Below are 14,161 nucleotides of genomic sequence, written 5' to 3' on the forward strand. Positions count from 1 at the left end.
ACAGGCGCGGCGCATACCGTGCCTGTTTTGTTTTATGCCAGCACTTTTTTCAGCCACGCGCCGATGGCGTCGATCTCTTCCTGGCACAGCGAGTGCTGCATCATGTACTCGTGCCATTCCACCTTGTAACCCATGCCGGTCAGCAAGTCGCGCGACTGCTGCGCGCGGGCGATCGGCACCACGGGGTCGGCCGTGCCGTGCGCCATGAAGATCGGCGTCTGCAAGCTTGCCGGCGTGCGTTCGGCCGCCGTCTTGTCGGCCAGCGGCAGGTAGCCTGACAGGCACATCAGGCCAGCCAGCGGTTCCGCATGGCGCAAGCCCGTTTGCAAGGTCATGGCGCAGCCTTGCGAGAAGCCGGCCAGGATGATGCGGCTGGCGGGAATGCCGCGCGCCTTTTCGCGCGCGATCAGCGCTTCGACCTGTGCCTGCGAGGCACGCAAGCCGCCTTCATCTTCGCGGCGCACGAGGTCGCTCACGAGGATGTCGTACCAGGCGCGCATCACATAGCCGTTGTTAATGGTGACGGGCATGGTGCCGGCGCTGGGGAAGATGAAGCGGATGGCGGGGCAGCCGCGCAAATCGAGTTCCTTCACCAAGGGCACGAAGTCGTTGCCGTCAGCGCCCAGGCCGTGCATCCAGATGATGGAGACGGTGGGATTCGGTGCGCTGTCGAGTTCTATGGTTTCCAGCAAGGTGCTCATGTATTTTCCTCAGGTAAAGGTTGCGCCGGACGCAGCGCCGATTTGGGACGGAAGGCCTTGCAGATGGCCGGGTCGGTTTCCATGTAGGGGCCGCCGATGAGGTCGATGCAATATGGCACGGCGGCAAAGATACCGTTGACCAGTTGCACGCCGTCGGCATCCTTCAAGCCTTCCAGGGTTTCCTTGATGGCTTTCGGCTGGCCCGGCAAGTTCATGATCAGGGCGGCACGCTCGGGCGTCTCGCGGATCACGGCCACCTGGCGCGAGAGGATCGCCGTCGGCACGAATTGCAGGCTGATCTGGCGCATCTGTTCGCCGAAACCGGGCATTTCCTTGGTTCCGACGCTGAGCGTGGCATCCGGCGTCACATCGCGGCGCGCCGGGCCCGTGCCGCCCGTCGTCAGGATCAGATGGCAGTGGCTCAGGTCGACCATGTCGATCAGGGTGTTTTCAATCTGCGAGCGCTCGTCCGGGATCAGCCGTTTTTCCAGGCGGAATGGCGTGCGGATGGCGGCGGACAGCCAGCTTTCCAGTGCCGGGATGCCCAGGTCTTCATACACGCCGCCGCTGGCGCGGTCCGAGATCGACACGAGGCCGATAATCAATTCGTCTTCTATCGTGGTCATGGGGCACCTGTCTATGTCGTAAAAAAACCGGGCTGATCCCGGTTTTTGTCAACCCAAGCCCTGGAGCTGGGGTTTATTCGTCGTCTTCTTGCTCAACGTCATCTTCATCGGCATCTTTCTTGCCGCTGTTGTTCTTCTTGGCGATCTCTTTCAAGATCTGGAAGATTTCACGGTAAGCTTTTGGTGGCTTGTTCTCGGCCTGCTCCTTGCGGGCATTGCGGATCAGGGTGCGCAGGTGCTGCACGTCCAGTTCCGGGTTTTCCGACAGCAAGACGGTCAATGCCTTGTCATCCGTCAAGAGTTTGTCGCGGCGGCGCTCCATCGCGTGCATATTGGCCGTGTCGGCTTTCGACAAGCCTTTCCAGCTATCGATGGTGCGTTGGATGGCGGCAACTTCTTCCTCATCCAGGGTGCGCATCTTCTTGCCCACGTATTGCAGCTGGCGGCGGCGGCCTTCGTGGTCCTTGATTTGCTGGCATTCGAGAATGGCGTCGCGCACGTCTTCCGGCATCGGGACGCGCTTGACGCGGTCACGTGCCTCATTGACGAGTTCTTCGCCCAGCTTTTGCAGGACGGTCATCTGGCGCTTGAGTTCCGACTTCGAAGGACGTTCATATTCCTGTTCGAATTCGGTCGATTGGAAGCCGCAAGCTCCCCGGTTTGGATTTGGCATGATAAGGCGGGATTGGCCGCGTAGGCCGCACCTGTAAACTGTAAACGACTGCTATGATAACCTTTTTAGCGGCTTTCCGAAGAAAACAGCGCATGAACGACTCCGTATTTACCCATAGTCAAGAGCAATTGCAGCAACTAGCCCGTGATGTGTTGTCTTTTGCGCGGGAAGCGGGCGGCACCGACGCTGCCGTCGAAGTCAGCGAAGGCGGTGGCCTGTCCGTTTCTGTCCGAAAAGGCAAGATCGAAACGATCGAGCAAAACAAGGACAAGGGCATGGGCGTGACCGTGTTTGTGGGCAAGAAGCGCGGCAATGCCAGCACCTCCGATTTCTCGCCGTCCGCCCTGCGCGCCACGGTGGACGCCGCCTACAACATCGCCCGCTTCACGGCCGAGGACGATTGCGCGGGACTGGCCGACGCCGACATGCTGGAAATGGCGCCCCGCGATTTGCAACTGTTCTATCCCTGGCTCATTTCCGCCGAGGAAGCCGTCGTGCTGGCCCAGCGGGCCGAAGCGGCCGCGTTCGCCGTCGATCCGCGCATCACGAACAGCGAAGGCGCCGGTGTGCACGTGCAGCAATCGCACTTTGTGTCCGCCAATTCGCGCGGCTTCATCGGCGGCTACCCGTTTTCGCGCCACACCCTGTCCGTGGCGCCCATCGCCGGCAAGGGTGCCAAGATGCAGCGCGACGACTGGTATTCGTCCGTGCGCGACGCCTCCAAAATGTCGAGCCCGGAAGCCATCGGCCGCTATGCCGCCGAGCGGGCCCTGTCGCGCCTGAACGCGCGCAAGCTGGGCACGCGCACCTGTCCCGTGCTGTTCGAGGCGCCGCTGGCGGCCGGTTTGCTCGGTACCTACGTGCAAGCGACCTCGGGCGGCGCCCTGTACCGCAAGTCCACTTTCCTGAACGATTCCCTGGGCACGCAAGTGCTGCCGTCGCACGTGCAGATCTTCGAAGACCCGCACGTGATCGGCGGCGTCGGTTCGGCCCCGTTCGACGAGGAGGGCGTGAAAACCGTCAGCCGCGACGTCGTCAAGGATGGCGTGGTGCAAGGCTATTTCCTGTCGACTTACACGGCCCGCAAGCTGGGCATGCAGACGACGGGCAACGCGGGTGGCTCGCACAATCTGTACCTGACCTCGAAGCAGACGGCCGCCAGCGACGATTTTAGTGCCATGCTGAAAAAGCTGGGCACGGGCTTGCTGGTAACGGAACTGATGGGACAAGGAACCAATTACGTGACGGGCGACTATTCACGCGGCGCCTCCGGTTTCTGGGTGGAAAACGGCGTGATCCAGTATCCGGTGGAAGAAATCACCATCGCCGGCAACATGAAGGACATGCTGCGCAACATCGTGGCAGTGGGCGCGGACGCCTTGCGCCGCGGCACCAAGGAGACGGGTTCCATCCTCATCGAGAGCATGGTGGTGGCGGGCGGTTAAGCCCCGCCCTGACACACCCCGGCCGGCGGCATGGTTGCCGGCAGGCCGGGGGACTACCTTACCGTTCTACGTCGTTTTGACGTTGACGCACATCCACGCAATATTCGAGGCGTCCCAGGTGGCTTTCCAGTTAATTGCCGTCTGGTCCCTGCATGCTTGCTCGGATGCAAATTTGCTATCCTGGTAGCGCTGATAGACATAGCCGTCTTGCGGACGCCATACGGCGCCGTACCAATAGTTGTTGGCATCGACGGCGGTTCCCAATTGTTCCACCGGTTTATTCAGGACCGTGTTCTTGTAGTCGATCGCGACACTGCCGTCCTCGTTGTAAAGTCGGACCCATGCGGAATTATTCTGCGTGCCGGCCGCATCGACTGGAACGCACATCCGCGTCTTGGTCTTCGACATGCTGCCAGGCATGGTCAGGCAGAAATAGGGATTTGGTGAACCTGCCGCAACCGACCATTCCACATTGGTGGTCGTGGTGGCGCTGGGGTCGCAGTAATTCGCGTACTTCCCGGCTTTGAAACCTTCGACATACGCCGACGTTTGCACGCCCGAAAAATACGTGCCGGATGCATTGCTGAGAGCGGGCAATGCTTCGTGGCCCGTGACGGACATGCACGCTTTGTAGCCGGCATCGGCATAGCCGAGTGCCATGCCGATGGGCTGCATGTTTGCGTCCAGATGCAGTTTCCAGGTGTTCCGGTATAGCAGCTTGCCGCTGGCATTGCTGCGCAGCAGTGAAATGACTTTGACGGACGCCGCTTGTTGCGATACGCCATTGGTAATGAATGGTGCAGGCTGTCCGAATTCCTGGCTGACGATTAACATCGCCGACCCCAGATAGCCATCATTGGAGGCCAGATTCGAGATGGTCAGGTCGCTGCCCAGGAATTTCTTTAATGCATCTGCGGCATTGATGGATGCCAGCACCGGTGTCGGTGGCACCACCGGTTTAGGATCCGGATTGCTGCCATTCCCGCCGCTACCTCCGCTACCGCCGCCGCCGCAAGCGGAGAGGGTGAGCAGGCTGACGAGCGCGCACAGTATGGTTTGTTTCTTCATCTTCACAACCTAATATAGCGACAAGCATGCGTGTCGTTGCGCGGTCGCATTATAGGGAGTGTTGATTGTAGGAAATCTATCGAATTGTCTCGTTGTTGCCCCCATTTCCCCTCTCGCTGCCACCGCATGTTTCTCTCTGCGCGCGAATGCAAACTGGCGGTCAGGGGAATGCCAGTCGCCGCCGGCCGCCGGGGCAGTGTGCATGCGGCGGCTTGGTAGTAGTGATCAGCTCGTCATACGGATGAAATATTGCCTTCGTATGATGTCGCCATCTGACGTTATCTGCGCTATTTAGATGCTTTTAATGTAAGTAAGCCGAACTTCGTGATATTTCATGCAAGATGCGAGTCTTGCCGTGACGCGTTGTTGTTGATTCAACCTGCATAGTGACCCTCTCCATGACCTACTCCCGTACCCGCATCGCCCGCGCGGTGGCCCTGTTGTGTGCCATGAACGCCCTGTTCGCCCATCCGGCCCAAGCCCATGGTGCCGCGCCCGCTGCGCCAGCTTCCGCCAGCGACGCCAGTGACACCCCGCAAGCCGTGATCGTGACGGGCACGCGCGGCAGCAACCGTACGCAGTTCGACACCATGGCGCCCGTGGATGTGTTCAACCGCGAAGATATCGGCGCCGTTGAATCGTCGGACTTGAACGATGTGCTGGCGCAACTCGTGCCTTCATATGTGGTGCAGCGTCTGCCGATGGCTGACGGGCAAGTGTTCGTGCGTCCCGCCACCTTGCGCGGCCTGTCGCCGGACCAGACCCTGGTGCTGGTCAATGGCAAGCGTTTCCACCGCAGCGCCTTGCTCGGCGCGCGCGGCGCGCAGGCGCCGGACCTGGCGCAGATTCCCGTCTCCGCCATCAAGCGCATCGAGGTGCTGCGCGACGGCGCTTCCGCCCAGTACGGCTCCGACGCGATTGCCGGCGTGATCAACATCATTCTCGATGATACGCTCGGCACGGAGGTCTCCGTGCACCATTCGCAATATTCGGAAGGCGACGGCAAGGGCAATGAAGTGAACCTGAAGACGGGTTTTGCCTTTGGCGAGACGGGCAAGGCGACGATTTTCGGCGCGCTGGCCAAGTCCGACCCCACGTCGCGCACGCGCCAGCGGGCCGACGCGATCGCTTTCCAGAATGCGCATCCGGAACTGAAGGTACCGAATCCCGTGCAGCGCTGGGGCCAGCCTGAACTCGACAGCAAGCGCATCGGCTTCAACGCCAGCATGGCCCTGTCCGACACGATGGAACTGTACGGTTTCGGTCTGTTCAGCCGCAGTAACGGCACCTCGGATTTCAACTGGCGCAACCCGGACACGAGCACGGGCGCATATAAAACCAGCAGCCTGTTCCCTGGCTGGGACTTGCGCAGCATCTATCCGCTGGGCTTCAGCCCCAGCTATTCGAACGAGCAGGATGATGTACAGGTGGTGGCCGGCGTGCGCGGCCATTTCAACGACCGCTTCGGCTGGGACGTGAGCGCTTCCTGGGGGCGCAACCGCATCGATTACAACCTGGCCAATTCCATCAACGCCTCGATGGGACCTGGCAGCCCGACATCGTTTTACCTGGGCCAGTTGTCGCAGGTGGAAAAGATTCTCAACGCCAACTTCAACTATGAATTGCCCGTGGCGTCCCTGCCGCAACCAGTCAACATCGCCTTCGGTGCGGAGGCGCGCAATGAAACCTATGGCGTGAAGGCGGGCGACGTGGCGTCCTGGACGGTGGGGCCGGGCGCGGCCATCGGCCTCGACGCGAATGCGAATGGCGCGCCAGGCTTCAGCGACCGCCAGGCGGGCAGCTGGGGCCAGGACAGCTATGCGGCCTACCTGGACGTGGAAGTGCCCGTCACGAAGGCCCTGAGCCTGGGGGGCGCGGCCCGCTATGAACATTTCTCGGAATTCGGCAGCACCGTCAACGGCAAGTTGTCGGCCCGCTATGCCTTGAGCGAAGACATGGCCTTGCGCGGTTCCTACTCGACGGGTTTCCGTGCGCCAACGCCGGGCCAGTCGAACACCAACAGCACGAATCAAGGCCTCGACACCAAGACCCTGTTGCTGTTTACCAGCGGCCGCCTGGCCAACAACGATCCGCTGGCCATCCTGCTGGGCGCCAAGGCATTGAAGCCGGAAAAATCGAAGAACCTGTCGCTGGGCTTTACGTGGAAGACATCGGCGGGCTTCTCCGGTTCCGTCGACGTGTATGACATCAAGGTCAGCGACCGCTTCAGCACGTCCGCCGCGTTTGCCGTGCCGGCCGGCGTGGCCAATCCGCTGCGCTACACCTCGGTCAGCTACTTCACGAATGACTTCGACACCACCACGCGCGGCATCGATATCGTCGGCAGCCACCTGAGCCGTATCGGCGACGGCAAGCTGAACCTGACCCTGGCCTACAACTACAACACGACGAAAGTCGACGACGGCAAGTCCAGCCTGGTGACGAATGCAGCCCAGCGCCAGGTCTTCGAGGAGCGCTTGCCGCGCCAGAAAGCCACCATCAGCGGCAACTATGACCTGGGCAACTGGAATACCCTGGCCCGCGTGCGCTATTACGGCGCGTGGACGGACAATTCCGGCAATGCCACGGGCGATATCTTCCAGCGTTTTGGCGCCATGCAATTTCTCGACCTGGCGGCCAGCTACAAGATCAGCGACAAGCAGTCCGTGCGCGTGGGTATCGACAACGTGCTGGACAAGTATCCTGACGAAGCAACCTTCCAGGCCAGCCGCGGTCTGATCTATTCGCGCAATGCGCCGTACGACACGGACGGGCGTAACCTGTACGTCGAGTACAAAGTGAAATTCTAAGGGAGATGACGATGAATCCACAACGCCGCGCCCTGTTGCGCGCGGGTTCGCTGGCGGCAGCGCTGCCCATGGCGGCGGGCGCAGGATCGGCTGCGGCAGCATCTGCCGCCCTGCCTCCGTCCTTGCCATCGGTGCCGGCCGGCACCACGCCGGATGCCCTGGCCAGCAACCAGGCTTACTGGCAGGCCGTGGCCGCGCAGTACGACACGACCGATGCCATCGTGCAACTCGACAATGCTTTCTGGGGTTCGATGGCCAGGCCCGTGCTGCGCCACTACGAGCAGCAGCTGGCCATGGTCAACCGCGACAACGCCTGGTATGCGCGCATGCGCTTTCCGGCCGATTTCGAGGCGGCGCGCGTGGCGGCGGCCAGGGCGCTGGGCGTGGGCATCGATGAAATCGTGCTGACGCGCGGTGCCACGGAAGCGCTGCAAGTCCTGATCGCCGGCTACAACCGCCTGCGTCCCGGCGACACGGTGCTGTACGCGGATATCGATTACGACAATATGATCACCGTCACGCGCTGGTTGCAGCAGCGGCGCGGCGCCCAGGTCGTGTTGATTGCCATGCCGGAACCGTTTACGCATGATGGCGTCATCGCCGCCTATGTTGCTGCCATGGAACGCCATCCGACCTTGAAACTGATGCTGCTCACGCACGTCAATCACCGCAACGGCATGGTCTTGCCTGTGGCCGAGATCAGCCGCCTGGCACGCGCACGGGGCATCGACGTGATCGTCGATACGGCGCATGGCTTCGGCCAGCTGGACATGACGATTCCTGACCTGCAGGCGGATTTTGCCGGCATCAACCTGCATAAATGGATAGGCGCGCCTGTTGGCGTGGGTGCTGCGTATATCAAGCGGGGCAGGGTGGTCGATATCGACGCATATATGGGAGAAAAGACGGGCGACGATATCCGCACGCGCGTGCACACGGGCACGGTCAATTTCGCTGCCTATCTGAGTTTGCCGGTGGCGCTGGACTTGCATGCGCAGATCGGCGTGGCCAACAAGCAGGCGCGGCTGCGACTGCTGCGCAACCGCTGGGTGGAAGCGGCGCGCGCCATCGAGGGCATCGAGGTGCTGGCATCGGCCGATCCGCGCCTGACGAGCGCCATCGCTTCGTTCCGCCTGAAGGGCAAGACGAGCGTGGCCGACAGCTATGCGCTGTCGAAAAAGCTAATACAGGAACACGGCATCTTTGCCGTGCCGCGCGACGGCCTTGCCAGTGGCGCGTGCGTGCGCGTCACGCCGGGCATCTTTACGCCCGAGTCGCATCTGGACCGGCTGGTGGAAGCCTTGCGCAAGGTAGCCAAGGGCTGAGAGAAAAGCGCGGCCCGCCTGCGAGGTCGGGCCGCGTGACTGCGGTAAGGCTTAAGCGCGCAAGGTGGCCAGGATCGGTTGCAATACGGCAACGCCCAGGGCGGCGCTGCGGGCGCCGCTCCAGCCCGTTTGCGGGTCGGGATCGTTGGCGTTGTCCTTGAACGGCAGTTCCAGGGTCAGCGACAGGCAGCCGAAGGCGTGGGTGATATGGGGCGAACCCATGGTCAGCACTTCCGGCGTGAACGGGCCGTCTTCATAGCCGTGTTCATCCTGGAAGTCGGGGCTGGCCACCTTGAAGTCGGCGATGAAGCGGTCTTGCTCGGCTTTTTGTGCCGGCGTGAAATTTTCCAGCGCATCGCTGCCAGCCACGAAGACGTAAGGCAAGCCTTCGTCTCCATGCACGTCGAGGAACAGGTCACAGCCGATTTCATGCATTTTTTGTTTCACCAGGAACACTTCCGGGCTGCGTTCCATGGTCGGCGTCATCCATTCGCGGTTCAGGTTGGCGCCGGCCGCGTTGGTGCGCAGGTTGCCATGCACGGAACCGTCCGGGTTCATGTTCGGCACCACATAGAAGACGGCGTCCTGCAGGCACTGGCGGGCAAACGGATTGGCCTGGTCCAGCAAGGCTTCGAGCATGCCTTCGACAAACCATTCGGCCATCGTTTCACCGGGATGCTGACGCGCGATGACCCAGACTTTCTTTTCTGCATCGGCGTCACCGACCACCAGCAGGTTCATGTCGCGGCCTTCCACGGTGCTGCCCAGGTCGATCAGGCGCACCAGCGGCGACGCTTGCGCGCTGTCGATCAGGGCCAGGTGGCGGTCCCATGGATACGGCTCGAAGTAGGCGTAGTACACGCTTTCTTCCTCGGGCGTGTGTTCGATAGTCATCACGGCGCCATCAAAGCTGGTGGGCACGCGGAACCAGGTTTCGCGGTCGTAGCTGGCCACGGCCTGGTAATCTTTCCAGCCGTCCGGATAGGCCGATTTTCCGGCATTCATGAAGCGGATCGTGCACGCCTCGCCTTGCGCGCCTTGCAGGCGGAAGTAAAACCACTGCGTGATGTCGGCGTGGGAATCCTTGCGGATGTTCAGCTCGATGGATTGGGCATCGTCGGCGCGCAGCACCTCGATCGCGCCGGCGTCGAATTGCTGGCTGATTTTAATGGTCATGAGTGTTCCTGATAAAAACGTATGGGTTTTGCATCGTGTGCAATGGCGCGATGATACCTGTTTTGCGGTGGTCTTTGTGCTGGCGCAAACGACGACGGACGCGCTTTGCTAACGTGATAGCTTCAATACGGGGAGAGCATCATGGATGACAACGGCAAACACATACGCGAACTGGAAAAGAAAGTCAGCGCCCTCAGCGATGCCCTGGCGCACCTGGGCAAGGGTACGACCTTGCAGGAATTGCTGCGCATCATACGTTTCCCCGGCTATACCACGCCGGCCGAATTCACCTTCAATGCCGCCATCCTCGACACCATGCTGGTGCAGGCCAATGCGCTGGAAAAGCTGGGGCAGGATTTGCTGGCGGGGGCCAAGCAGGTCGTCGCCATGAACAAGCAGTGAACGCAGTAGTGAGCAAATCCTGAACGCCTGAAAAATGGCCAGGGCAAGGCGCAGGGCCGCAGGCAGTACGAACGTACGCCCAGGCCCTGCAACGCCGCCATGGACGTTTTGTCAGGTGTTCAGTCCGCCGAAACGTTCAAAAAACCATGGCTCGACAGATGCCGCCTGCTCATCCTCGCGCCGCAGGGTAGCCAGGATATGTTCCTCTGCCGCCGCGTAGGTAAGGCGGTAGAGGTCGCGCGCCAGCGCATAGGCTTGCGTGCCGGGCCACGGCTCGGGCAGCAGTTCGACGGGCAGTTGCGGGTCGTGCAACTGCACACGGCGGTAGGCGTGCGTCAGCAGTGAGCGGATGACGAACGCTTGCTCGGCATCGAACACGGGCGCTTCTTGCAGCAGGGTCAGCAGCGGCTGGAAGCTGGCGATGAATTTTTCGTAGCCAGCCATCACTTCCGACAGGTCCCAGCAGTCGCCCACCATGTCGCGCAGCGGGCGCGTGCTGACACACGGCAACTCTGTTGTGTGGCAGACATACAGCTTGCCTTGCACCTCGTTGCGCACGAGAATATCTTCCAATGCTTCCGTATTGCTGGCAGGGTGGCCAAAGATACCTGGTGAAATCAGGCCATAGCCGGCCCACAATAATTCCTTGCGCAGCGCCCCCCGCTCGGCGGCGCCGATGCTGCCGGCCGGCCCGATCACCAGGGTCCAGCTGCCATCCCAGTGCACGACCAGCGGTGCATAGATGCGGCGATAGGCGCGTTCGAAGCGGGCCAGCGCCTCCGGGCGTATCGTATAGGCGCTGCGGCGGCCATCGCGCTGCGAGCTGAGCCAGCCTTCCTGCGCCAGGCGGAACACGCTGGTGCGCAACAAACGGTCGTTGACGCCGAATGGCGCCAGCAGTTCGATCAGGCTGCCCAGCCAGATGGCGCCGCCGCGCGGCACGATGGCGTCGCCAAAGATGGTCATCACCAGGGACTTCGAGCGCGGTGGGTCGCTTTCCAGGAAATCGGCTATCCATGCCGTGCAGCGGGTGTTCTTCATGTGGTTCCGGTCTGGCCGTGTTGCGGTCGAATCAATAAAAGCAGCAGTTTACTTGGCTGCGCGGGTAGCGCGGCAATAATTTGCCGGAAGCGCTGGTGGCGCTCTGTAGTGTTTTCTCATCAGCAATATCATACGCACAAAAAAGCTGCACAAGATACGAATTTTTAAAATGATTCATATCAAGTGTATGCAAATCGTTTTTTGTATCGTATTATCTGTTCATCGCACCGCGTTGCTGCGCAAAATCAAAGACATGGGAGACAGATCATGTACGCACAAATGGTTGAAACCGGCCTCAAGAACGTCCGTTCCCTCGACGACATGGGCCAGGAAGAGCGCGCTTTCCAGGCACGCATCGACGAAGGCATCAAGATCGAGGCCAAGGACTGGATGCCGGACGCCTACCGCAAGACCCTGATCCGCCAGATTTCGCAGCACGCGCACTCGGAAATCGTCGGCCAATTGCCCGAAGGTAACTGGGTCACGCGCGCGCCGACCCTGAAACGCAAGTCCATCCTGCTGGCCAAGATCCAGGACGAAGCGGGCCACGGCCTGTACCTGTACAGCGCTGCGGAAACCCTGGGCGTGTCGCGCGACGACTTGCTGGCCGCCTTGCACTCGGGCAAAGCCAAGTATTCCAGCATCTTTAACTATCCGACCCTGTCGTGGGCCGACATGGGCGCCATCGGCTGGCTGGTCGACGGTTCCGCCATCATCAACCAGATTCCCCTGTGCCGCTGCTCGTATGGGCCGTATGCGCGCGCCATGATCCGCGTCTGCAAGGAAGAGTCGTTCCATGCGCGCCAGGGCTACGACATCATGATGTCGCTGTGCAAGGGTACGCCGGCGCAGAAAGCCATGGCGCAGGATGCGCTGAACCGCTGGTGGTGGCCATCACTGATGATGTTCGGCCCGTCCGACGCCGCCTCCGTCAACAGCGCCCAATCGGCGCAATGGCGCATCAAGCTGTTCTCGAACGATGAATTGCGCCAGCGCATGGTCGACCAGACCGTGCCGCAAATCGAATACCTGGGCTTGACCGTGCCCGATCCCGACCTGAAATTCAATGCGGAAACGGGCCACTATGAATTCGGCGAGATCGACTGGTCCGAGTTCAACAATGTCCTGAAGGGCAATGGCCCATGCAACCGCGAACGCCTGCAAACGCGCGTGAAAGCGTATGAAGACGGCGAATGGTTCCGCGATGCCTTGGTCGCGTATGCAGACAAGCAAGCTGCTAACAAAGCGGCGGCGTAAATACATAAGACAGATAGGGGATAGCAACATGAGCAAAGAATGGCCTTTGTGGGAAGTTTTCATCCGCAGCCAGCACGGCCTGGCGCACAAGCATGTGGGCAGCCTGCACGCTTCCGACGCCACCATGGCGGTCAACCATGCGCGCGACGTCTACACGCGCCGCAATGAAGGCGTGAGCATCTGGGTGGTGCGCGCGGCCGATATCGTCGCCAGCAGCCCCGGCGACAAGGGCGCCCTGTTCGAGCCGTCGAACAGCAAGGTGTACCGCCATCCCACCTTCTTCCCGATGCCGGAAGAAGTCAAGAACCTGTGATGGGAGCGCCTGCAATGGATGACAAAGTTAACTACTTGCTGCGCCTGGGCGACAATGCCCTGATCCTCAGCCAGCAGCTGTCTCAGCTGTGCGGCAAGGGTCCCGCGCTGGAAGAAGACATGGCGCTGACCAACGTGGCGCTGGACTTGCTGGGCCAGACGCGCTTGTGGTTCAGCTATGCGGCCGAACTGGAAAACGCGGGCCGCGACGAGGACGACATCGCCTTCCTGCGCGACGCCCACGATTTCAAGAACTGCCTGCTGGTCGAACAGCCGAACGGCAATTACGCCGACACCATGATGCGCCAGTTCTTCTTCGACAGCTGGCACTACTTCCAGCTGCTGGAACTGACGAAATCGACGGATGCGCGCATCGTCGAAGTGGCGCAAAAGTCGATCAAGGAAGTGACCTATCACCTGCGCCGCAGCGGCGATCTTGTCGTGCGCCTCGGCGACGGCACGGCCGACAGCCATGCCAAGACGCAGGCTGCCGCCGACAAGCTGTGGATGTACACGGGCGAGATGTTCAAGTACGACACAGTCGACCAGGCCATGGTTGCCGCCGGCATCGCGCCGCCATCGGACGTGCTGCGCCGGGCTTTCCTGGAGCACGTGGCCGAGATATTCGCCGAAGCGACGCTTGTCATGCCGGCGCCCGACGCCTGGATGCAAAAGGGTGGCAAGCAGGGCACGCACACGGAGCACCTGGGTTTTATCCTGGCCGAGATGCAGTTCCTGCAGCGTGCCTATCCCGGGGCGGAGTGGTAATGAACACGGCCGCTGGCGCTGCGGCGCTGGACGCCGCCCAGGTCTGGGCCTGGCTCGGCGACGTCGCGGACCCGGAAATCCCCGTCATTTCGGTGGTGGACCTGGGCATCGTGCGCGCCGTCGAAGTCACGGATGGCGACGCATGCATCGTGACGATCACGCCCACGTATTCGGGCTGCCCGGCCATGCAGGTGATCGCCGACGCCGTCACGGATGCCTTGCGCAGCCATGGCGTGGCCAAGGTGACCCTGGTGAACCAGCTGGCGCCCGCATGGACCACGGACTGGATGAGCGAAGCGGGCAAGGCCAAGCTGAAAGGCTATGGCATCGCCCCGCCGCAGCAGCAGGTGATCGACATCAGCGGCTTGAAGGGTGGAGTAAAACGTCAAGCGATGCCAAAGCTGGACGTGATCTGCCCGAACTGCGGCTCGACGCATACGCAACTGACCAGCCAGTTCGGCTCCACGCCGTGCAAGGCCCTGTACAAGTGCCTGGCTTGCCGCGAACCGTTTGACTACTTCAAGTGCCACTAAAAAAATCAGGCACACGTTCCGAAG

14 protein-coding genes are annotated in these 14,161 nt (G+C 61.3%); 8 read left to right on the forward strand and 6 right to left on the reverse strand.

Going from position 1 to position 14,161, the window contains the following annotated elements; genetic code table 11:
• Positions 1 to 32: 32 nt before the first annotated feature.
• The 3 genes from BLT98_RS10860 to yjgA all read right to left on the reverse strand — a co-directional run bounded on the left by BLT98_RS10860 (position 33) and on the right by yjgA (position 2,000).
• Complete coding sequence (locus BLT98_RS10860; protein ID WP_034780428.1) at positions 33 to 701, reverse strand: alpha/beta hydrolase; 669 nt, start codon at positions 699 to 701, stop codon at positions 33 to 35.
• Positions 698 to 1,327 carry a molybdopterin adenylyltransferase gene (mog, locus tag BLT98_RS10865; RefSeq protein WP_035822340.1) on the reverse strand — a complete coding sequence of 210 codons (630 nt, stop codon included), beginning with the start codon at positions 1,325 to 1,327 and terminating at the stop codon, positions 698 to 700. The genes BLT98_RS10860 and mog overlap by 4 nt, the downstream gene beginning before the upstream one ends.
• Positions 1,328 to 1,400: 73 nt before the next feature.
• Complete coding sequence (yjgA, locus tag BLT98_RS10870) at positions 1,401 to 2,000, reverse strand: ribosome biogenesis factor YjgA (RefSeq protein ID WP_092607599.1); 600 nt, start codon at positions 1,998 to 2,000, stop codon at positions 1,401 to 1,403.
• A 92-nt stretch (positions 2,001 to 2,092) separates the two neighbouring features.
• Between yjgA and pmbA the strand changes: the two genes are divergently transcribed.
• The gene (gene pmbA / locus BLT98_RS10875; RefSeq protein WP_034780420.1) at positions 2,093 to 3,445 is read left to right on the forward strand and encodes a metalloprotease PmbA; all 1,353 of its coding nucleotides are present in this window, start codon (positions 2,093 to 2,095) and stop codon (positions 3,443 to 3,445) included.
• A 66-nt stretch (positions 3,446 to 3,511) separates the two neighbouring features.
• Here the strand turns inward: pmbA and BLT98_RS10880 are convergent, their stop codons facing one another.
• Positions 3,512 to 4,513, reverse strand: a complete 1,002-nt coding sequence (locus tag BLT98_RS10880) for a hypothetical protein (protein ID WP_139179214.1) — start codon at positions 4,511 to 4,513, stop codon at positions 3,512 to 3,514.
• A 398-nt stretch (positions 4,514 to 4,911) separates the two neighbouring features.
• Between BLT98_RS10880 and BLT98_RS10885 the strand changes: the two genes are divergently transcribed.
• Positions 4,912 to 7,323: a TonB-dependent receptor plug domain-containing protein gene (locus BLT98_RS10885; protein ID WP_211614923.1), complete on the forward strand. Its 2,412-nt coding sequence runs from the start codon at positions 4,912 to 4,914 to the stop codon at positions 7,321 to 7,323.
• Positions 7,324 to 7,334: 11 nt separating this feature from the next.
• A complete protein-coding gene (locus BLT98_RS10890; RefSeq protein WP_092608643.1) occupies positions 7,335 to 8,648 on the forward strand; it encodes an aminotransferase class V-fold PLP-dependent enzyme in 1,314 nt (437 codons plus the stop codon).
• Between the two features lie 51 nt (positions 8,649 to 8,699).
• Here BLT98_RS10890 and BLT98_RS10895 read toward each other — a convergent pair whose 3' ends face one another.
• Positions 8,700 to 9,824: a M14 family metallopeptidase gene (locus tag BLT98_RS10895; protein ID WP_092607605.1), complete on the reverse strand. Its 1,125-nt coding sequence runs from the start codon at positions 9,822 to 9,824 to the stop codon at positions 8,700 to 8,702.
• Between the two features lie 141 nt (positions 9,825 to 9,965).
• Between BLT98_RS10895 and BLT98_RS10900 the strand changes: the two genes are divergently transcribed.
• Positions 9,966 to 10,226 (forward strand): hypothetical protein, encoded by a 261-nt coding sequence (locus tag BLT98_RS10900; RefSeq protein ID WP_034780410.1) that lies wholly within the window; start codon positions 9,966 to 9,968, stop codon positions 10,224 to 10,226.
• Positions 10,227 to 10,337: 111 nt separating this feature from the next.
• Here the strand turns inward: BLT98_RS10900 and paaX are convergent, their stop codons facing one another.
• Positions 10,338 to 11,267 carry a phenylacetic acid degradation operon negative regulatory protein PaaX gene (gene paaX / locus BLT98_RS10905; RefSeq protein WP_092607608.1) on the reverse strand — a complete coding sequence of 310 codons (930 nt, stop codon included), beginning with the start codon at positions 11,265 to 11,267 and terminating at the stop codon, positions 10,338 to 10,340.
• Between the two features lie 267 nt (positions 11,268 to 11,534).
• Here paaX and paaA point away from each other — a divergent pair, with 267 nt between their 5' ends.
• From paaA to paaD, 4 genes are read left to right on the forward strand one after another with little or no spacing between them, the layout of a single operon-like run.
• Positions 11,535 to 12,524, forward strand: a complete 990-nt coding sequence (gene paaA / locus BLT98_RS10910; RefSeq protein ID WP_034780404.1) for a 1,2-phenylacetyl-CoA epoxidase subunit PaaA — start codon at positions 11,535 to 11,537, stop codon at positions 12,522 to 12,524.
• A gap of 28 nt (positions 12,525 to 12,552) precedes the next feature.
• Positions 12,553 to 12,837 carry a 1,2-phenylacetyl-CoA epoxidase subunit PaaB gene (paaB, locus tag BLT98_RS10915; RefSeq protein WP_034746356.1) on the forward strand — a complete coding sequence of 95 codons (285 nt, stop codon included), beginning with the start codon at positions 12,553 to 12,555 and terminating at the stop codon, positions 12,835 to 12,837.
• The gene (paaC, locus tag BLT98_RS10920) at positions 12,837 to 13,604 is read left to right on the forward strand and encodes a 1,2-phenylacetyl-CoA epoxidase subunit PaaC (RefSeq protein ID WP_280141189.1); all 768 of its coding nucleotides are present in this window, start codon (positions 12,837 to 12,839) and stop codon (positions 13,602 to 13,604) included. Before paaB ends, paaC begins: the two co-directional genes overlap by 1 nt.
• Entirely contained in the window at positions 13,604 to 14,137 is a 534-nt protein-coding gene (paaD, locus tag BLT98_RS10925; protein WP_070281626.1) for a 1,2-phenylacetyl-CoA epoxidase subunit PaaD, read from the forward strand. Before paaC ends, paaD begins: the two co-directional genes overlap by 1 nt.
• Positions 14,138 to 14,161 lie beyond the last annotated feature (24 nt).

The sequence above is a fragment of the Janthinobacterium sp. YR213 genome (assembly GCF_900099875.1).
In the GTDB taxonomy this organism is placed as follows: Bacteria; Pseudomonadota; Gammaproteobacteria; order Burkholderiales; family Burkholderiaceae_D; genus Janthinobacterium; species Janthinobacterium lividum.

Coding starts and splice junctions, on each gene's coding strand:
- paaC (WP_280141189.1), top strand. CDS start 12,837: ATGGGAGCGCCTGCAATGGATGACAAAGTTAACTACTTGCTGCGCCTG.
- BLT98_RS10860 (WP_034780428.1), bottom strand. CDS start 701: ATGAGCACCTTGCTGGAAACCATAGAACTCGACAGCGCACCGAATCCC.
- paaX (WP_092607608.1), bottom strand. CDS start 11,267: ATGAAGAACACCCGCTGCACGGCATGGATAGCCGATTTCCTGGAAAGC.
- mog (WP_035822340.1), bottom strand. CDS start 1,327: ATGACCACGATAGAAGACGAATTGATTATCGGCCTCGTGTCGATCTCG.
- BLT98_RS10885 (WP_211614923.1), top strand. CDS start 4,912: ATGACCTACTCCCGTACCCGCATCGCCCGCGCGGTGGCCCTGTTGTGT.
- paaB (WP_034746356.1), top strand. CDS start 12,553: ATGAGCAAAGAATGGCCTTTGTGGGAAGTTTTCATCCGCAGCCAGCAC.
- pmbA (WP_034780420.1), top strand. CDS start 2,093: ATGAACGACTCCGTATTTACCCATAGTCAAGAGCAATTGCAGCAACTA.
- BLT98_RS10895 (WP_092607605.1), bottom strand. CDS start 9,824: ATGACCATTAAAATCAGCCAGCAATTCGACGCCGGCGCGATCGAGGTG.
- paaD (WP_070281626.1), top strand. CDS start 13,604: ATGAACACGGCCGCTGGCGCTGCGGCGCTGGACGCCGCCCAGGTCTGG.
- BLT98_RS10890 (WP_092608643.1), top strand. CDS start 7,335: ATGAATCCACAACGCCGCGCCCTGTTGCGCGCGGGTTCGCTGGCGGCA.
- yjgA (WP_092607599.1), bottom strand. CDS start 2,000: ATGCCAAATCCAAACCGGGGAGCTTGCGGCTTCCAATCGACCGAATTC.
- BLT98_RS10880 (WP_139179214.1), bottom strand. CDS start 4,513: ATGAAGAAACAAACCATACTGTGCGCGCTCGTCAGCCTGCTCACCCTC.
- paaA (WP_034780404.1), top strand. CDS start 11,535: ATGTACGCACAAATGGTTGAAACCGGCCTCAAGAACGTCCGTTCCCTC.
- BLT98_RS10900 (WP_034780410.1), top strand. CDS start 9,966: ATGGATGACAACGGCAAACACATACGCGAACTGGAAAAGAAAGTCAGC.